15 protein-coding genes are annotated in these 17,998 nt (G+C 36.5%); 6 read left to right on the forward strand and 9 right to left on the reverse strand.

Features of this window, described 5'->3' with window-relative positions; translation table 11 throughout:
* Window positions 1-190 precede the first annotated feature (190 nt).
* Window positions 191-1,090, reverse strand: a complete 900-nt coding sequence (locus tag Q4597_RS19225) for a neutral zinc metallopeptidase (protein ID WP_155597303.1) — start codon at window positions 1,088-1,090, stop codon at window positions 191-193.
* A 390-nt stretch (window positions 1,091-1,480) separates the two neighbouring features.
* Here Q4597_RS19225 and Q4597_RS19230 point away from each other — a divergent pair, with 390 nt between their 5' ends.
* The 3 genes from Q4597_RS19230 to dnaE are packed head-to-tail and all read left to right on the forward strand — an operon-like array spanning window position 1,481 to window position 5,980.
* On the forward strand, window positions 1,481-1,765 hold the full coding sequence (locus tag Q4597_RS19230; protein WP_303407739.1) for a hypothetical protein: 285 nt from the start codon (window positions 1,481-1,483) through the stop codon (window positions 1,763-1,765).
* Window positions 1,766-1,769: 4 nt separating this feature from the next.
* Entirely contained in the window at window positions 1,770-2,927 is a 1,158-nt protein-coding gene (locus tag Q4597_RS19235; protein WP_303407740.1) for a DNA polymerase IV, read from the forward strand.
* The gene (gene dnaE, locus Q4597_RS19240; RefSeq protein WP_303407741.1) at window positions 2,924-5,980 is read left to right on the forward strand and encodes a DNA polymerase III subunit alpha; all 3,057 of its coding nucleotides are present in this window, start codon (window positions 2,924-2,926) and stop codon (window positions 5,978-5,980) included. Before Q4597_RS19235 ends, dnaE begins: the two co-directional genes overlap by 4 nt.
* 40 nt (window positions 5,981-6,020) lie before the next feature.
* Here the strand turns inward: dnaE and Q4597_RS19245 are convergent, their stop codons facing one another.
* On the reverse strand, window positions 6,021-6,743 hold the full coding sequence (locus Q4597_RS19245) for an SOS response-associated peptidase (protein WP_155597299.1): 723 nt from the start codon (window positions 6,741-6,743) through the stop codon (window positions 6,021-6,023).
* Window positions 6,744-6,803: 60 nt separating this feature from the next.
* Between Q4597_RS19245 and Q4597_RS19250 the strand changes: the two genes are divergently transcribed.
* The gene (locus Q4597_RS19250; protein WP_303407742.1) at window positions 6,804-7,391 is read left to right on the forward strand and encodes a hypothetical protein; all 588 of its coding nucleotides are present in this window, start codon (window positions 6,804-6,806) and stop codon (window positions 7,389-7,391) included.
* A 165-nt stretch (window positions 7,392-7,556) separates the two neighbouring features.
* On the opposite strand, the gene Q4597_RS19255 is transcribed toward Q4597_RS19250, so the two are convergent.
* Window positions 7,557-8,000, reverse strand: a complete 444-nt coding sequence (locus Q4597_RS19255) for a BLUF domain-containing protein (RefSeq protein WP_303407743.1) — start codon at window positions 7,998-8,000, stop codon at window positions 7,557-7,559.
* 163 nt (window positions 8,001-8,163) lie between these two features.
* Between Q4597_RS19255 and Q4597_RS19260 the strand changes: the two genes are divergently transcribed.
* Entirely contained in the window at window positions 8,164-8,442 is a 279-nt protein-coding gene (locus Q4597_RS19260) for a hypothetical protein (protein ID WP_303407744.1), read from the forward strand.
* A gap of 168 nt (window positions 8,443-8,610) precedes the next feature.
* Here the strand turns inward: Q4597_RS19260 and Q4597_RS19265 are convergent, their stop codons facing one another.
* From Q4597_RS19265 to Q4597_RS19280, 4 genes are all read right to left on the reverse strand, one after another.
* Window positions 8,611-9,561: a sugar phosphate isomerase/epimerase gene (locus Q4597_RS19265; RefSeq protein ID WP_303407745.1), complete on the reverse strand. Its 951-nt coding sequence runs from the start codon at window positions 9,559-9,561 to the stop codon at window positions 8,611-8,613.
* A 164-nt stretch (window positions 9,562-9,725) separates the two neighbouring features.
* The gene (locus Q4597_RS19270) at window positions 9,726-10,166 is read right to left on the reverse strand and encodes a hypothetical protein (protein WP_303407746.1); all 441 of its coding nucleotides are present in this window, start codon (window positions 10,164-10,166) and stop codon (window positions 9,726-9,728) included.
* Window positions 10,167-10,568: 402 nt separating this feature from the next.
* Entirely contained in the window at window positions 10,569-11,351 is a 783-nt protein-coding gene (locus tag Q4597_RS19275; RefSeq protein WP_303407747.1) for an endonuclease/exonuclease/phosphatase family protein, read from the reverse strand.
* A 252-nt stretch (window positions 11,352-11,603) separates the two neighbouring features.
* Window positions 11,604-12,134, reverse strand: a complete 531-nt coding sequence (locus tag Q4597_RS19280; RefSeq protein WP_303407748.1) for a DUF421 domain-containing protein — start codon at window positions 12,132-12,134, stop codon at window positions 11,604-11,606.
* Window positions 12,135-12,846: 712 nt separating this feature from the next.
* Here Q4597_RS19280 and ltrA point away from each other — a divergent pair.
* Window positions 12,847-14,118, forward strand: coding sequence for a group II intron reverse transcriptase/maturase (ltrA, locus tag Q4597_RS19285; protein ID WP_303407749.1), 1,272 nt, complete (start codon window positions 12,847-12,849; stop codon window positions 14,116-14,118).
* A gap of 81 nt (window positions 14,119-14,199) precedes the next feature.
* Here the strand turns inward: ltrA and Q4597_RS19290 are convergent, their stop codons facing one another.
* The gene (locus Q4597_RS19290) at window positions 14,200-15,993 is read right to left on the reverse strand and encodes a UvrD-helicase domain-containing protein (RefSeq protein ID WP_303407750.1); all 1,794 of its coding nucleotides are present in this window, start codon (window positions 15,991-15,993) and stop codon (window positions 14,200-14,202) included.
* Window positions 15,986-17,713, reverse strand: coding sequence for an ATP-dependent endonuclease (locus Q4597_RS19295; protein ID WP_303407751.1), 1,728 nt, complete (start codon window positions 17,711-17,713; stop codon window positions 15,986-15,988). Before Q4597_RS19295 ends, Q4597_RS19290 begins: the two co-directional genes overlap by 8 nt.
* Window positions 17,714-17,998: the final 285 nt, after the last annotated feature.

Here is a 17,998-nt window from a genome sequence, read left to right on the forward strand (position 1 = left end):
TAATTTTATTAAATCTAATATTTGGGGCTAAGAGGTTCCGAAGTTAAATATTGAAATTCATTTTTTGTTAGCTAGGAGAACTTCCATTAGAGAATTGGATTTTCAGATTGCAAGATGTAGAAATTAACGATGGACACAAAAGGGTTAGCTTGTAATATCAATTGGTTAGATAACATTTGTTGAAAATTCATTAAAGTGAATCAGCACTAAAGGTATCACCCTGAGAAATATCTCCAGTATCAAATCCTTTCTTAAACCATCTCATACGTTGTTCTGATGTTCCGTGCGTAAACGCATCAGGAACTACTTTTCCGGTGGATTGTTTTTGCAAGCGATCGTCACCTATTGCATTTGCCGCGTTAAGAGCTTCTTGAAAATCACCCGGCTCTAATAATTGAGTCGTACGCTGAGCATGATTTGCCCAAACACCAGCCAAAAAATCGGCCTGTAATTCAAGCATTACAGAATATTTGTTAAATTCTACATCACTAACTTTTCCCCTTAAGTTATTTACTTTGTCCATAGTACCTGTAAGCTTTTGAATGTGATGGCCAACTTCATGGGCTATGACATATGCTTGTGCAAAGTCACCAGGAGCATCCATTCGTTTCTCCATATCTTGGAAAAAGGTAAGATCTAAGTATAATTTTTCATCACCAGGACAATAAAAAGGTCCAGTAGCACTTGACGCAGATCCGCACGCAGATGAAACATAATTAGAGTATAGCACTAAGGTTGGCTCTCGGTAATCATTCAAAATATTTTTCCAGACATCCTCCGTACTCGCTAGAACTGTACCGCTAAATCTTGCTAGTTCGTTCTCTTGTTCTGTGCCTTCATACGGTTGGTTACTAAGCGTTTGGTTACCTGAATTTGTGAAGAAATTTCCAATTAGGTTTAGTGGGTTGTATCCGGTCATAATTGAGAACAAAATAATCAAACCAGCAATAATTAATCCCGTTTTAGAAAATAAAAGTTTAATTAAAGGGCCTAATAACATTGGGTTTAACCCACCAATTCCTCGCTGTGAATTTGATTTGCCTCTCTGATCCTCTACATTAGAACTTGTACGTTTCCCTTGCCATTTCATATTTTATTATTTTAAATGGTACTTCTCTTTTTGACTACCGCTGCAAATACTAATTAATCTGATTTAGCTGACGAATATAAGCTGGATATTGCTTCTAAATAACTTTTAAAGAATAAGATTTGAACCTTAAAAAATGTTTAGCAATCTTGTCGTTATACGGAATCTCTCAGTCTTAATGGTTCGTATAATGGAATTGCATATAATTTATCTTGTCCTTCGTATGATTTGAAACCCTGTAATACAGTGCTCGCGAAAGCCCTTTGATTCAAAATATGTACCAGCGATACATAGTCCATTTCGTTAAAGTTTTATTTCGTTCAATAAAAACATCTCTTTAAATGGAAATAATCCATAATTTTGGAATAAATCCATGGTTAAAACTTATTGACGATGTTGGACTACTCAAATTTGATACAATTAGAACAAGAGATTAAGGTGTTGCTTGATTATAGGTTAAGCGAATCAAAATATAAAGAGGCTACAGTAGAAACCTATTATGCCATGGACGGAACCGTAATTTGCCGTATCGAATTATTCAGTTCGAAGCCCGAAATATCTGAGCGAATAGCAAAATATGAAGCCGAAGTTAAAGAGGGTTTTTATTATGAGGCCGAAAAAATATTAATCAGTCAGATGGAACTGAGACCAGTACAAAAATTTGTTAAGGTCTCTTGATACTATGGAACGAGCAATAGTACATATGGACATGCACGATTTCTATATTGAATGTGAGCGTTTGGCAAATTCATCTTTGAAAGGAGTACCACTTATCATTGGGGGTGGAGCAAACAGGGGTACGGTTGCCGCCTGTTCGAAAGAAGCTTCCAAATTTGGTGTAAGGGTTTCAATGCCCACAGCATATGCTATGAGGTTGTGCCCGAACGCTACTGTACTTAAGGGAGATTATGGGTCGTACTCAAATAAGTCCGAAGAGCTAACCGAAATTATAAGAGAGCATGCCCCTGTAGTTGAAAAATCATCGATTCATTCGTTCTATCTGGATATTACTGGAATGGATCGCTTTTTTGGATGTTACGATTGGACGAATGAGCTATCCTCACAGATTTCGAAAAATTCCGGTTTAGATCCTTCTTGGGCTCTTTCTGTAAATAAGACGGTTTCAAAAATCGGAGCAGTGGACTCGTCCCCTAATATGCCCAGACTTTTGAAACAGCAGCAAGTTCAGGATTTTCTAAATCCCTTACCTATCCAAAGATTGCCGAACATAGGGGCTACTACCTTTCAGCTTTTATCGAGAATAGGTATTCGTCAAATAGCGAAAGTTGCACAAATGCCATCATCGGTACTACAGAAAATGTTGGGCAAGCGTGGCGATATCATTTGGCAACACGCAAATGGTATAGATAGGGAGCCTGTAACGCCCTATATAGAGAAACAGGCGGTCTATATGGAGCATGATTTCGAGATGGACTGTATAGATATCCATATTATCAGTGCGCGGTTAATGACCATGGTAGAACAATTGGCTTTCAAGCTCAGACAGGACAACTTGGTAACTGCAAGGGTTATCGTAAAGGTTAAATACAATAATCTTGACACCGAAACCAAACATTCCCGAATCTCTTATACATCGCTGGATCATATCCTAAAAAAAGAGGTACGGTTACTCTTTTCAAGATTATACCACAGAAGAATGCGTCTGGTAAAAGTGGGTGTCCGCTTCACTGATATAGTTTCCGGTGCACATCAGATCAACCTTTTCGAAGATACGGGTGAAATACTATCCCTATACCATGCGCTGGATTCGATACGTAAAAAATACGGAGTAAATTCTATAGGTTCCTCTTCCGCATTTCAAAATTACCGTAACAAATGAAAACATTTCTCAATTGCCATTCTTATCATAGTTTACGATATGGAACAATTCCTTTAAATGAGCTTGTGGATTTGGCCGCAAGTAGGGGAGTAACCACCTTGGGCCTTACCGATATCAACACGGTAACGGGTATATATGACTTTGTTCGAATGTGTAATGATAGGAAAATAAAACCGATTGTAGGTATTGAATTTCGCAAGGGGGACGAGAAATTATATACGGGTATTGCAAAGAATACCAAGGGAATTGGCGAGTTATGTAAATTCCTGACCGACCATAATCTCGGTAATAGAGAGTTGCCCACCATTGCACCAAAATTCAAAAATGCTTTTATAGTATACCCCATTTCCAATACCCCCGTGAGTTTGGAAAAGAACGAATATCTTGGGGTCAATGGGCATGAAACGACCCAATTGATCAAGCCGATATACCAGAAATTGTTAAAAAAAACCATTGCTTTTCAATCCGTAACGATTCGTAACGAAGATGAATATGAGCTTCACAAAGCTCTAAGATGTATCGACCATAATATTCTATTGTCCCAGTTACCGAAGGATTCCCATTGTGACAGCTCTGAGATAATGGATACCACGATATCCCTGGAACAACAGTTTTCAAGGTATTCGGGCATAATCCGTAATGTGGATAAACTGGCCGCACAATGTAGTTTCGATTTTGATTTTACTGTGCCACGTAACAAGAAGCTCTATACTGGTAGTAAGTCGGGCGATATGTTATTATTGGGGCAGTTGGCAAAAGATGGAATTTTAAGGAGGTATGGCGCTAAAAACAAGGAAGCAAAAATTCGCATGGAAAAGGAGCTGAAGGTAATTGGGCAGCTCAATTTTACCGGATATTTTTTAATAACCTGGGATATTGTAAGGTATAGTCAAAGTCGCGGTTTTATGCATGTGGGTCGAGGAAGTGGCGCAAATAGTATTGTAAGTTATGCCCTTGGAATTACGGATATTTGCCCTCTGGAACTTGATTTATATTTTGAGCGCTTTTTAAACGAAAATAGGAAAAGTCCACCGGATTTTGATATTGACTGGTCTTGGCAGGAACGTGATGAAATCTTGGATTACATTTTTAAAAGATTTTCTCCAGGCCATGTAGCATTCTGCGGTACAATAGTGGAATTTAAACACAGGTCCATAATGCGCGAACTTGGGAAGGTCTACGGACTGCAAAAGGCGGAACTAGATGCGTTATCCAAAAATGGACTACAATCTTCTGGTAATGATTCGGTTATCGACCTTGTTGCAAAACTTGGTGCTATGCTCGTTGGGTTTCCCAATCAAAGAAGTATGCATGCATGTGGTGTAATCATATCCGAAGAACCCATAACAAATTTTTCAGCTCTTGAGATAAAACCAAAAGGTTTTCCCATAGTCCAGTTCGATATGCATATTGCTGAAGATATAGGTTTCGAGAAATTTGATATCCTAAGTCAACGGGGTTTAGGAACAATATCGAGCACCGTTGAACTGGTTAAACGTAACAGAGGAATAAGTGTAGATATAAGTAAAATAGATAATTTTAAAAGAGATCCCCAGTGTAATGCCAATCTTCAGATCGGAAATACTCTGGGTTGCTTCTATATTGAAAGCCCGGCCATGCGCGGACTTCTAAGAAGGTTGAAATGCAATGATTATCAGACCTTGGTAGCTGCATCAAGCATTATTCGACCAGGGGTTGCGAAAAGTGGTATGATGAAGGAATATATCTACCGGCATAACAATCCGAACAGCTTCGAGTATTTTCATGAAGTGTTCGAAGAGTTTTTGGGGGATACCTATGGCATCATGGTATATCAGGAAGATGTTATCAAAATCGCACTTCATTATGGAGGCTTAGAACCAACATACGGAGACATCCTACGAAGGGCTATAAGTGGTAAATCACGTTCAAGAAAAGAAATTGAAAGCCTGAAATATAAATTTTTTGAATCCTGTAAACAACTTGGCCACAATGAGCAATTGAGCCTGGAAGTTTTTAGACAGATTGAAAGCTTTGCCGGCTATTCGTTTTGCAAGGCCCACTCCGCATCGTATGCGGTAGAGAGTTATCAGAGTCTCTACCTAAAGACCTATTACGGAATTGAGTTCATGGTATGTGCTATAAACAATGGCGGCGGGTTTTATAGGGCGGAGATCTATATCCATGAAACGAAGCGCTCGGGCGGTACAGTGCATGTGCCTTGCGTGAACAATAGCGATGTGGAAACTGTATTGAAGGGTACGGATATTTATCTAGGTTTTAACCTTATAAAATCTATGGATGAAAAACTATCCACTCTCTTGGTTGAGGAAAGAATCGCTAATGGAGATTACATTTCTTTGGAAGACTTTTTATCACGAACCTCTATAGGTGGCGAGACACTCCAGACCTTAATATTCATAGGTGCTTTTCGATTTACAGGTAAACCTAAGAGCGATCTTATTATTATTGCCAAACTCTTGGAATCAAGGGAAGTGTCAAAGTCACCTACACTTCTCATACAGGAACCATTGCAAGAATACCAATTTCCTGTTATGGTCCGTAACATTGTAGAAGATGCCTTTGATGAAATCGAAATTCTAGGATTTTCGGTTTCACTTTCCCCTTTTGACCTTTTAAAAACAAAATATCGAGGTGACATCATGAACGTTCAGCTACTTGATAATTACAAAAAAATCGTACGTATGTTGGCCTATCTGGTCTCCACAAAACAAGTGCCTACAATAAATGGCAATATGTATTTTGGAACATGGATAGATAATAACGGGGATTATTTCGATACGGCTCATTTCGCATCCACACTGAAGAAATATCCTTTCAAGGGGGGAGGCTGCTATCTTCTATTGGGTCGGGTAGAGGTAGATTTCCATTTTCCAACAGTGGTTGTATCGAAAATGGAAAAAATGCCTTTTGTTCCCGATCCTAGATATGAGACCGGTACTGATAGGGATTACAAAATACACGATAGATTAAAAGAAGATAGGAGTACTACAAACCGGGCGCCATATCCTCAAGAACATGAAATTGGTTTGCCGAGGTACAAAATGAAATAGATTGCATATTCCCATACATTGAATTCATACTCTATAATAGCTAGAATAGACTTTGTTGTTGCCCAAGTTCAGGATAATTGACTTTCTGGATTGCTTGTACCGTATTTTTATTAAAGTTTTTTGAATAAAGATTTCGTGTGACCGGATAGGCCTCAAAGTCTTCAGAAGTAAAACCTGAACTGATCAGCTCTTTGATATGTTTTTCATTTAAATCATTTCGTAACCACTCTTTTTCGAATTCATTATCCAAGACCAAAGGCATTCGTCTTTTCTTGTTATGTACTTCAGAAAAGAACTTGTTTGCCTCAATTGTCAAAATAGAACAGGTATACAGTTCTTCATCCAGTTTGGTATAGATACCTGCAAAGGTAAATAGGGAATGGTCTTTTAACTTGCAATAGTGCGGATAAGATGTACCATTGTAATGATGGGGTTCGTAAAATCCATCGGCTATGACAAGACACCGCTGACCTTCTATAGACTCCTTGAAGGAGCGCGTTTCAAATACGGTCTCCCCCTTAGCATTTAATGTGTTTGCTTTTGCTCTAAATTCTTCGGCGTTGTCCATTGCAAATTCGGGAATCAACCCCCAAATTGATGGCCATATTACCTTGGGGTCATCCTGTGGGATTATATAAACATTTGGAAGCTGAAATCCGGATATATAATAATAAGGCTCATATAGAAGGGGCACTTCAAATTCTCTATCGAAATGCTCTTCAACCACTTCTTCAGGTTTTGTAAGGCTTTTAGAATAACACATGGAGCTAATTTATTGAATTTAATTTCATTATTTCTAACCTTTATTACTAAGTTTAATCTCATGGATGGACTGACCCTGAATCGACTTGAAAAAGATGCGGCCGAATTTGATGTGTTCGACTCTTATGTGTATGAGAGAACCTATTTCGAAATATTGTCTTTTTTTCAGGATGTAAGAATACTTCAAGAATCTCACCTCATTTTATTCGCACAAATAATTTACGGTTCAATGCCTACGATGGTCAATATTAATTTGAAAAATACAGATAGATTACTGACTATTTTATCCAAAGCACGGGATGGTGTAGAGGTAAACCTAGAAGAAATTAGAGCAATTAAAGAATACATCAATAATTCATTGGTCGGCACTTCAAAGTTATTACATTTTTTGAACCCGACGATGTATGCAATATGGGACAGTAGGATACATCGTTATATTACCGGAAAAACTACTAGCTATGGGATAGGTGATGTTCAAACATATATCTCATATCTAGAGAGGATAAGAGACATCTCTTCACAGGATGGATATAATAAATTACATCAGAAAATTGCTAAGCATTTTGACTATGAAATACAACCAAGCCGTGTCATGGAAATTATCATGTTTCAAACCGATAAGCAGATGAAAAATTTACGTAAACTTTGATTAAGGTTATTAATATAGATAATAAATATAGAGGTAGTACAAAATCTAGCTGGCAGTTGCGCAAAACCTAAGCTACTACAGTCAAATTTTAGGGTTTTTACCTAAATTATTAAAATTTTATACTATCTATCTACGGAATAGGGGAAAATTACTAAATACTAAACTTTAATTATTTGTTTTCGATGGTGGAATTGAAATTAAGCTTTTCATTTTTTTCCAAAAAAGAATTGCGGTGACATTTGTTGGTTTACTTAAATCTGCTAACAGAGTCAGGTTTCTATTAAATTGAGCTAAGTCGGACTTGCCTCTATTTTTCTCATCGACAGAGTAATAGGCCATTCCCCAATGAGGAAAATTGCGCTCACTAATATTATCCTCACTGAATAGGTTTAATTTCGTATGTCTATTATCTTTTTCAATACTCGCATAGAGGTACTTAACTTTTTCTTCCGGTCCTTCTAAAATCTGTACGAACCTGCCGGAATGATATATGAGACAACCTGTAATTCCATGCTTTGAATTAAAAGCTCTCGCTGTTTCCAGTATATTTTCTATGTCACGGTCATTCAGCTCGGGAATTGCCACTGATTCGTAGGTAAGTGTGTACATCTGTCAACTAGTTTATAGAACTAAGATATATTTATTTATTGGAACACAACTATTCTAGAGACGCGAATATCTGCAAAGGCTTTTTCATTCTTTTGTGATTAATCAAATAGAGTTATTATCTTTAAAGTACTACCTAAAAAAATAATTGGATAAAACTATGAATATGGAAAGAGGACCAAAAACTGAAAAAGAGTGGGAGCAATACAGTTCACATAACATAAAAAAACTTCAAGAGTTACCAATGTCGGAACTATATGCACTTGGAGAGGTTTTGAAAGGAATCATCACACAGTTCCAAGCAGAAGTGGAATCTAATAATATAGCCGAGGATAATAAGGAATTTGTAGCGTTAACGCTCTCAGTTTCAACTAAACGTCTCAATATAGTAACGATGGCAAAATTTAAAAAAATAGAAGCTATGTTTGATACACCGAAATTTTAGTAAACGATTGAGTTGACAAAAGCGACTCAGTGGATATTATGGGTGTCATCTACACTGTTTAATATTAACTTTTATATAAATATAAGTTTCTCTAATGAGAATCATTTTTAGAAAGCTTAAATTGTTTTGATGGAATTAGATGATAATATACTTTTATGGCCTTTAAAACTAAGCAAGAGCCTTACGAAGGTTTGCTAGTAATATCGGCACTCTCCTATATGCATCGTACTCATCTTCCCTACCTGGTATTGGAAGGGTTTCAATAGGGAGGTAGCCACGGTAATTGGATGCTCTTATAATATTGACCAGCTTGGATAAATCAATTTCTCCGCCTTTTCTGTCCTGGAGTAAATCTTTTACTTGCCAGTTGACCGCATGCGGGATAACACGCTCAATGTCCGCATAAGGATTTGGAGACATGAAAAAGCCAGTGTCAACAATAGACCCTAACCAATCGGATTGGGCCATAGAAAGTATCTTCAATATCTCGTCGGCATTTGTTAGCATGCCACCATGATTTTGGACACCTACTAGGACACCATGTTGTTTACCATGTTCGGCACATTCGGCCAAGGCATCAGAAACCCAAACTGCTGCTTCATCCCAGGTGTGTTCTTCGGGTTGGTGTCCGGCAAAGACACGAATTACCGGAGCACCCATTCTTGCGGCAACCTCAATCCATTGTTTCGTTAATTCCACGTCGGCCATTCTCCTTTTCTTATTGGCTGTGGCAAAGTCTGTTCTTATGCCGGTACCACTTATATCTAGACCAAGCTGAAATGCATGCCGCTTGAAATCGTTTATAAAAGAGGTCTTTGGAACTTCTGGATATCCCGGGAAAAAATACCCTGTTGGGTCAACAGCATCAAAATCCAGCCGGGCACATTCTTCCAACAATTCAAAGAGACTCATTCCTCCAGCATTTCCTTTCATATAATTAAAAAGAGGGATGTTGTAAGACCATGCGTTCAGACTAAGTTTGATCTTAGAAGTTGAACTGGCCAACGGTAAATTGCCTTGCGACGAATAGGCACGTTCCAATGGAGTATTCCCTAGGGTCAAACCAATAGGCAGAATGGAAGCTTTTTTAATGAATTTTCGTCTAGTATTTGATTTCATGGTAGAGTTAAGTTTGGCTATTCGTTAATAAAGAAAACTGCACTTCGGATTAATGATGAATGTGGAGTGATCCATGTCCTTTACATTCATATGTTTTCATTAAGGTATTAAAAATACGCTTCTAGAGAATATGTTCAAACCGTATTATTAAAATTGATATGACTTTAGTATTGTTTGTTTCCTCTTTGTAAATAAACCAAATACCCTGTCTGCACATCGTAAAAGGGTAATCTTCCGTATGGGTCTTTTTTAAGATTTTTGATAGGCAAATACCGGGATTTGATCAAGCTCTTGAGTTCCTGAATATCTTTTTTTGTTGCCGGTTTGTTTTCTGCCGAGGTAAGCATGTTTTTTGCAAGTTCTACAACTGCTACTCCGGTAGCTGCATTTCCTACTCCTGCAAGGGACATTTTTTCGCCAGTTGTTGTTTTGGGTATTTGTAATCCCTCATTATGAGGCTTTATAAGTGCCTGATTTTTATTTTTATCTCGTTGTTTGGATTGCCAGTTACGACTGCGGCAAGAGTTACTGCAGAATTTTTGTGCTCCTCTCCTTGTTGGTATAAAAGCATCACCACAATAAGAGCAAATTTGTCCTTTTTTCATAATTATACGTAAATTAAACGTTTAATTTACGTATAATTTATTTTATACTTCTACATAAATAGTGAAAATGCACTATAGTGTTAAGCCGAAATCATGGTAACCATAGGAACAAGTTACAGAAAACTGTATAGGTCTCACAAGTAGGGAAGGACCGAAAGCAGTCCTTCTGGGAAATTACAATGGGAGCATTGATTTTCGCTAATTGGGTGACCGATTCCCAAGAAAATCTGTAGCCTTTTGAAAAAGTACGGAATAGTTTTGATCGGTGTAAAGAGGGATTGAAAAGACGGATTGCGAACCGCCGTATACGGGACCCGTATGTGCAGTGGTTTAGGGGATGCACCGTAGGCTTTCCGTTTAAAGAGATCTATTCGATGGTGGACATTCTTTCCTCGTCCAAAATCATAATTCCAATTCTACGATAATCGGATAATGATCGGATTTAATGTATTGTAAGCGTTCTAGTTTTATTAACTTGAACTCTTCGGTTACAAAGACGTGGTCCAATGGCCACCTCATAAATAGATTCTCTGCATTGTAACTGTTAAAAAAACCTCTACCTACTCTAACATCATAGAGAATATTTTTTGTGCCAGTCAATTCGTCAACGTGTGACCAAACTACATCGTTTAAATCTCCAGCTACTAGAGTTGGGAATTCTCTAACCTCAATTATTCTTCCCAATTTTTTTAAAGCGGATTCCTGTTGTCCCTCATTGTCCGGTAAATTCTTAAAGTTTGTTGGGGGAACTGGGTGGACTGAATGAAAGGTAAAAGTACTGCCATTAGGTAGTGAAATAGAGCTTATAAACGAGGGCACATTTTCATTATTCAAATAGTTGACCTTTACATCTTTTAGCGGAAATTTACTGTATAAAGACATTCCATATGCCACTTCGTTAAGTGTCTGTTGGGTATAGGGATATTTTTTATCTAAAACTTTTAACTGTTCGCCCCACCAATTATTTACCTCCATTGCCAATATCAAATCAGGTTCGCTTTTTTCGACCAAATCAATCAATGGCTGTGCATCATTATTGGACATTTTAACGTTGGTAATTAACAGACTAAATGTGTCATTAGATGATGATGAAGTATTTGCCCAAGGCACTTCTACTGGAACTATTTCCGTATAATTTATTAAGTAATAACCATTAACGGCAAGTCCAATAAATAACCCAATCATTATTATAGCATCATACCACTTCCATTTTTTGAGAACTATCCAGAGCACTATAATGCTTAATATTGAAGCTAGGAAAAATTGAATGCGAGGAAAATCCACCATTTTTAAATAACGACTTTCTGTATCTCTAAACACGGAGAGGGTAGTGCAAATCGCTAAGATAACCGCAATCACGTAAAAAAAGATACATAGTAATTTTCTCAATATTTCTAAAATTTAAATGACAGATCTTTCTATTTATACAAAGTTAATTTATGTTCTTGTTCTTACTCCTTTAAGTAAGATTTTGTCAAATTTTTCATTTTTTTCGCTACTTGATGCGTGCAGAACGGATATATCGCCTGTGGATTCAAGAATTACAGCAAATACTTGGTCATAATTTAAAACATTGGCCTCACGTAATTTTGAAATTAGTTGTTCTTCTTCAATTCGTGCAGATTTTAGATTATCGTATAAAATTTTATTACGGTCCATTAATAATAATGGTGCATTAGAGATTATCTTACTTAAAAAAGGGAATTTTCTTTGCAAGGTTGAAAAAACGAACATTATTATTAAAAGACCAGCTATTGCTATAGAACCGTGCACCAATGTTGTGCTTGATGTTAATGTGGAAGAAATAATACTTCCAATCGCTACAGTAAAGGCAAAATCATAAGCGGTAAATTTTGCAAAGGCTCTCAAACCTACTATTCTTGTCAATATTATAATGACCACGAATATAATGGCGCATCCTATTAATGTTTGAAAAATTGGGTCGTTGCTACTATATATCCATTCCATAATTTTTTTGTTAAATGTTGTTTTTTAAATTGCCCACAACGGTCAAGGCTAAGCGTAGTGCGGTAGTAAGGAAACCTTTCGTTTCCGTCTGCGCACGAAGCTAAAGCTTATTGTTTTGCTTTTTCTTTTTTGTTCCAAAGCTAAATCCATAAGATTTAGCGACTTCATAAATATACGCAGACCATTCGTTTTAGCCCTAAAGTCCGCATTACATTTAGGCTTTGTGTGTGCCCAGTATGGGCATCTTTTAACTACAGAAAAATAGTTAATTAATCTAGAGGGTGCAAGTCCCTTATGCGCTGGAGTAACTTCTGGAAGCATTAGTAAGTCGCAAGGGTGGTAACTGCGAAGTTACATCTGAAGAAAGCGAGACTACAAAACTCGGTACCGACGAACAGGAACCGTATACGGAGGCATATTCATCCGGGTAAGCAAGCACATCATTGTAACGCCCCAAGAACACCAAAAGGGTAGATATGTAGATACGGCGGTTATTGAGTGAAAGAAGATGTTCTTACCTGGGGAGGTCTCCAAAGCTACGTGTAGCTAGATGGAGAAGTCAGCAGAGGTCATAGTACTTACGGGCAATGAGCTAGGGCAGTACCCTAGAGGTCTCACAAACAAGGAAGGACCGAACGTTAGATCACGTCCGGATTCGTATAGGAATCGGTCTATCCGATAGCCTGTACCTAGAAGGACAAGAACAGAACAAATGATAGCAAAAGTAGTAGCGGCCAGAAACTTGAGCGACGCCTGTAAAAAGGTAGTCCGCAATAAAGGTTCGGCAGGAATAGATGGGATGACCGTACAAGAGCTAAAGGCGTTTATCGATGCCCATCGTTCACGTGTGGTCGGTCAGCTTATTTCAAAAAGCTATATACCACAAGCTATCAAAGGGGTAGCGATACCCAAGCCGAATGGCAGGACCAGATTACTGGGAGTGCCAACTGTAGTGGATAGATGGCTTCAACAAGCGGTAAGCCAACAACTGGCGATTCATTTCGAACTTGATTTTGAATCGGAGAGTTACGGTTTCCGCCCAAGGAAGAACCTTCAACAGGCAGTTTTAAAAAGTCAAGGGTACATCAATGATGGCTACCAAGACCTAGTGGATATCGACCTTAAAGGTTTCTTCGATGAAGTACAGCACTATAAACTACTTCAACTTATTTATAACAAGGTAAAGTGCCAAACCACCTTATGGTTAATTCGAAAATGGTTACGGGCACCTATTTTAAAGAACGGGCGATTATGTAAACGTAGAAAGGGATTACCACAAGGCAGCCCATTGAGTCCGTTACTGTCCAACATTATGCTGGACCAATTGGACAAACATCTAAAAGCACGAGGGTTCAGGTTTATCCGCTATGCCGATGACTTCAGTATTTACACGAAATCAAAAGCAGCTGCACGAGCGATAGGGAACGAGGTCTATCTATTTTTAAAAGAGAAACTCGATCTACCGGTCAACCGCGCAAAGAGCGGTATACGCAGACCTTCTACTTTCAAGGTTTTGGGCTATAGGTTTACGCCAATCTATAAGAAAGGCGTAAAGGGCAACTATCAGTTAACAGTAAGCAAAGAGTCTTGGCGAACACTCAAACGCAAGCTCAGGTATCTTACCAAGAAAACACTTCCATTATCGTTAGCAGAACGGTTACAGCGATTAAAACCCGTCCATAAAGGTTGGTTGAACAATTTCCGACTAGGAAATATACAGACCAAACTTAAAAAGCTGGATGAATGGCTGCGTAACCGACTACGCTACTGCATATGGCATGATTGGAAGAAACCGGAGCGCAAACGCAAGAACCTCATTGGCTTAGGTATAAAACAGGGTCAAGCATACGCTTGGAGTAGAACAAGAATGGGAGGATGGGCAGTAGCCCAAAGCCCTATACTTAGAACTACGATTACCGAAAAACGCCTAAGAAAAAGAGGTTATGAAAGTATGTTGGCGTACTACCTAAACGTGAAGTTCTGATATAACGAACCGCCTGTTACGAGACCCGTATGGCAGGTGGTGTGAGAGGCGCAGTCCGTTCCTAACTAGGGGCGGACCCGTCTACTCGAATTGTGCGTTCGTGTTTTTATTTATTCCTTTCAGTGACATAAAACAACTAATGTTTTTTGTTCTTTCATAACCACTATTGTCAAGTTGTGTTTTGCTCGACGAAAAGTATACTTGTTTTTTACCTCTTGTGACCGCTACATAGAAAACACTTAGTTCCTCTAAGAACTTAGATTCATTTTCTGAGGTAATATTTAGAACACAATCATAATTGCTTTTACAACCATTACACATTCCCCAGTAATTCGGGAAAGAATCTTTTTCCATATCAGGAATAAATACATAGTCCCATTCTAGTCCTTTAGCTCCATGAACAGTTGAAACTATTATATTTGAATCTATAAACTCTACATATTGTTTTAGCCCATAATTTTCAAAAGTGTCTTTTACTAAAACAATTTTTTCATCATTAGATATGAAGGAAAAGTCAATAAATATTCTTTCCCAAAAAAGTTCTAAAAGGCTAATAACGGCATCAGTTAACGAAGATTTATTTTCATTATAAATTTCCTTAATTTTTGAGAGATGAATTTTTGCAAGCTTTTTAGAAACTCTGTTATTTGACTTTATTAATTCTATAAACTCAAATAAACAAGTCCTATGAAACTTTGTGTAAATAGGGTCTTCATCGGAAAAAAGTCCATAGAAAAATGGAATACTGTTATGGTTTAGAGTATCAATTATTCTAGAAATATTATTACTTCTCTGTTTAACCAAAATTGCAACCTTTGATTTTGGACTCTCTTGAATTAATTCGAGAGATTTCCTTATCACATATAATGATTCTTCATTTTGATTATCTAACACTCGGTGCTGAATATTTGAATCTTCTTCAATTATTGGTGAAGTTGGATTTTGTGCATTACTCCGGATGTTTTTATCAAGCAAAAGCATTTCAGGGTTACTAGCAAAGCGATAGTTCTTTTCTAGTTGAACTTTTCTAAGGTTAAATTTTGTCGCTGATAAATCGAGTAAATTAGGGATTGCACCAATAAAACCGTAAATCCTTTGTAAAGAATCACCCAGTAAAATGACATTAGTTTTTTCAGTAATTAATTTTTGTAGAATCCAATAACTTAAAGTATTGGTGTCTTGATATTCGTCTACTAAAATTGAAGTAAAGAATTTTTGATAAAACGATAATATTTTAGGGTAGTCATTAAATAGCTTAATTGTTAAAGTTAAGATAGCGTTATATGGAATTACATTTCTTAATAATAATTCGTCTATAACTATTTGGTTATATTGTTCAATATTATCTTTAATTAGGTTGTAATTAAGATTCTTTAGGCCAGTGTTATACTCAGAAAGAAATAGTGCATTTGGGTATGATAAACCTTCAGCTTCCCTCATAGTTCCTTGAATGTTGCCATCATCCACTGATTGAATATTGTCAATTTTCGAAAGATTTTCGTGTAGCAGATAACCGTATTTTTTCAGAACCCTTCTAGAGAAACCATGATAATTAGAGACAAATAATTTATCTGATATTTTTATATCAATATTAGACTCTCTTAATAATTCTGGAACTTTTTGACTTACATCCTTTTTGATTTTATAAGCAGCGTTAACACTAAAAGTTAATGCTAATAATTTTTTGGGGTAAGGAATTTCACCTGTTGCAATCATAAATGCAATCTTGCTTACCAGAGTATTTGTTTTACCGTATCCAGCAGGAGCTTCAACCAATAATCTGTTTCCCGTATCGAAAACAATTTCAAGTTGTTTTAAATCCCCTTGATGTCTTTCTTCGATTGAAGATTTTATTTTATCTAAAGAATTAATCATTTAGTAATAACTCTTTAGATTTTGCAATTACAGTTTTGTATATCTGGGGTATTTCATCAAGTTCTAATCTATCACTTATCAATTTGCCAAGAGGGTAGCCTTTTTTACTCCCAAACCAAGCCAAATAAAATATTTTTAGGTTATTAAGTTCAGTAGTGGCAATATTGGAAAGAGTCAAATTTTGAGTGAAATTAGGTAAGTTTAAATTATAAGCTCTATTGCATTTATTAAGTTTTGAAAATTGGATTGTAGCCTGTTCACTTTCGTAAGTAATAACAATATCCCTTAATAGATTTTCTTTACCTATGTCAATTAATAGGCTAACAATTTCATCTTCAAAATCTCTTTTATCAGTGATGTAAAGTGGAGGTGTTACACTGTTAGTGTCATCTTTGTCTCCAATTCCAATAGCATTAATGTTAAATTTAGAAACTAGGTCAATAAGGATTTCAATTGTGCGAATCTTACCTCCTCTGGTTTGAATTACCCCAATACCCAGGTCATCTAAGTTTACACCTAATTTATTAGCGAAGGTGTCGAAACTCCCTTCTTCTGAATCACCTTCAACAAAGATTATTGCCTTTGAAAAAAATGCTTCTTTAATAAATGGAAATCTTAAGTATAAGTGATTAGATAGTTGAGGAGAAAGATTTAAATCCTGACCAGAAATTACTTTTGTTTTTTGATTTACGTCTGTGTAAAATCTAATTATTTGCTTGTAATCATTTAGAATAATGCTTGGTGAATGGGTAGCAATGATTATTTGTCCGTTAATTTTATCAATGTCAAATAACTCTTTAATTAGTTCTTTGAAATTTTGATTTTCATTACTAATCACCTTTGTCAAATACTTAATCAAAGACCTTTGCATATAAGGATGTAGATGAATTTCGGGTTCATCTAATCCTATTAAAAGTGATATCTCTTTTTCGCTAGTTTCTTCATTTTCAAATATTCCTTTATCTCTACGTTTATCAAGGATAAACTGAATTTTTTCTAAAATTGACAATGTAACCAATATCAAAAACTGTATTCCATAACCAGTTTTATTAAGAAGATTACCGTTAGAGTCCTTTAAGGTTATCATGTTAGGTAATAACCTTTCTAGTTCATCATCTACAGTAGCATTAATGTTATACTCTTCAAAACCTTTGATTTTTTTTAATTTGGAATTAATGTCACCCAATAATTCAGTTAATTTTGATTCGTCAATAAAGTCGGAAGAAGTTTGTTCTTCTGTTTGTAAATATCCTTTAACTAAATTCACTAAAAATTTCCCTGCACCTCGCCCTTTCTCAAAGGATATTTCAGAGATAGGATTTCTTATAGAATCGTAGTATACAAAGTTTATGTTTTTTATTAATGATGGTAAAATATAGGTTCCCGTTTCAGAGTGGTGGAACTCTAAGTTATCATCTGGTGAAAGTTGAGTACATCTAATATTTATTATTGATGAATCTTCAATATCAAATAAATCTTCAAAATGGCCAAGTTCAACGGGCAAGAGCTGTAATTTCAACTCAATTTCTATTGGATTTTGAGCATTTGAAAAATCATCGTAACTGAAAGCTCGACTATTGAATAAAATATTAAGAAGTTTTAATGCATTTGACTTTCCAATATTATTTTCTCCTACAATAAAATTACATTCTTCATCAAATGTTAATGAACAGCTATCAAGATTGCGGTAATTATTTATTTCGATTTTTTTTACTATCACTGTTCTTGGTTTTTGTCATGACGCACAACGGTTCGGCTAAGCGTAGTGCGGAGGCAAGGAAACATTTCGTTTCCGTCTACGCACGAAGCTAAAGCTTATTGTTTAGTTTTATTTTTTCTTGTCCAAAGCTAAATCCATAAGATTTAGCGGCTTTATAAATATACACAGACCTTTCGGTTTTACCCTAAAGTCCGCATTACGTTTAGGCATTGTGCCTGTTGCACAAGTTAACGAAAAAACCACATAGGGAGAACATGATCTTAACGTTGTGCGGTTAACTTTAGG

The organism is Zobellia sp. 1_MG-2023, from assembly GCF_030549125.1.
GTDB classification, from domain to species: Bacteria; Bacteroidota; Bacteroidia; order Flavobacteriales; family Flavobacteriaceae; genus Zobellia; species Zobellia russellii.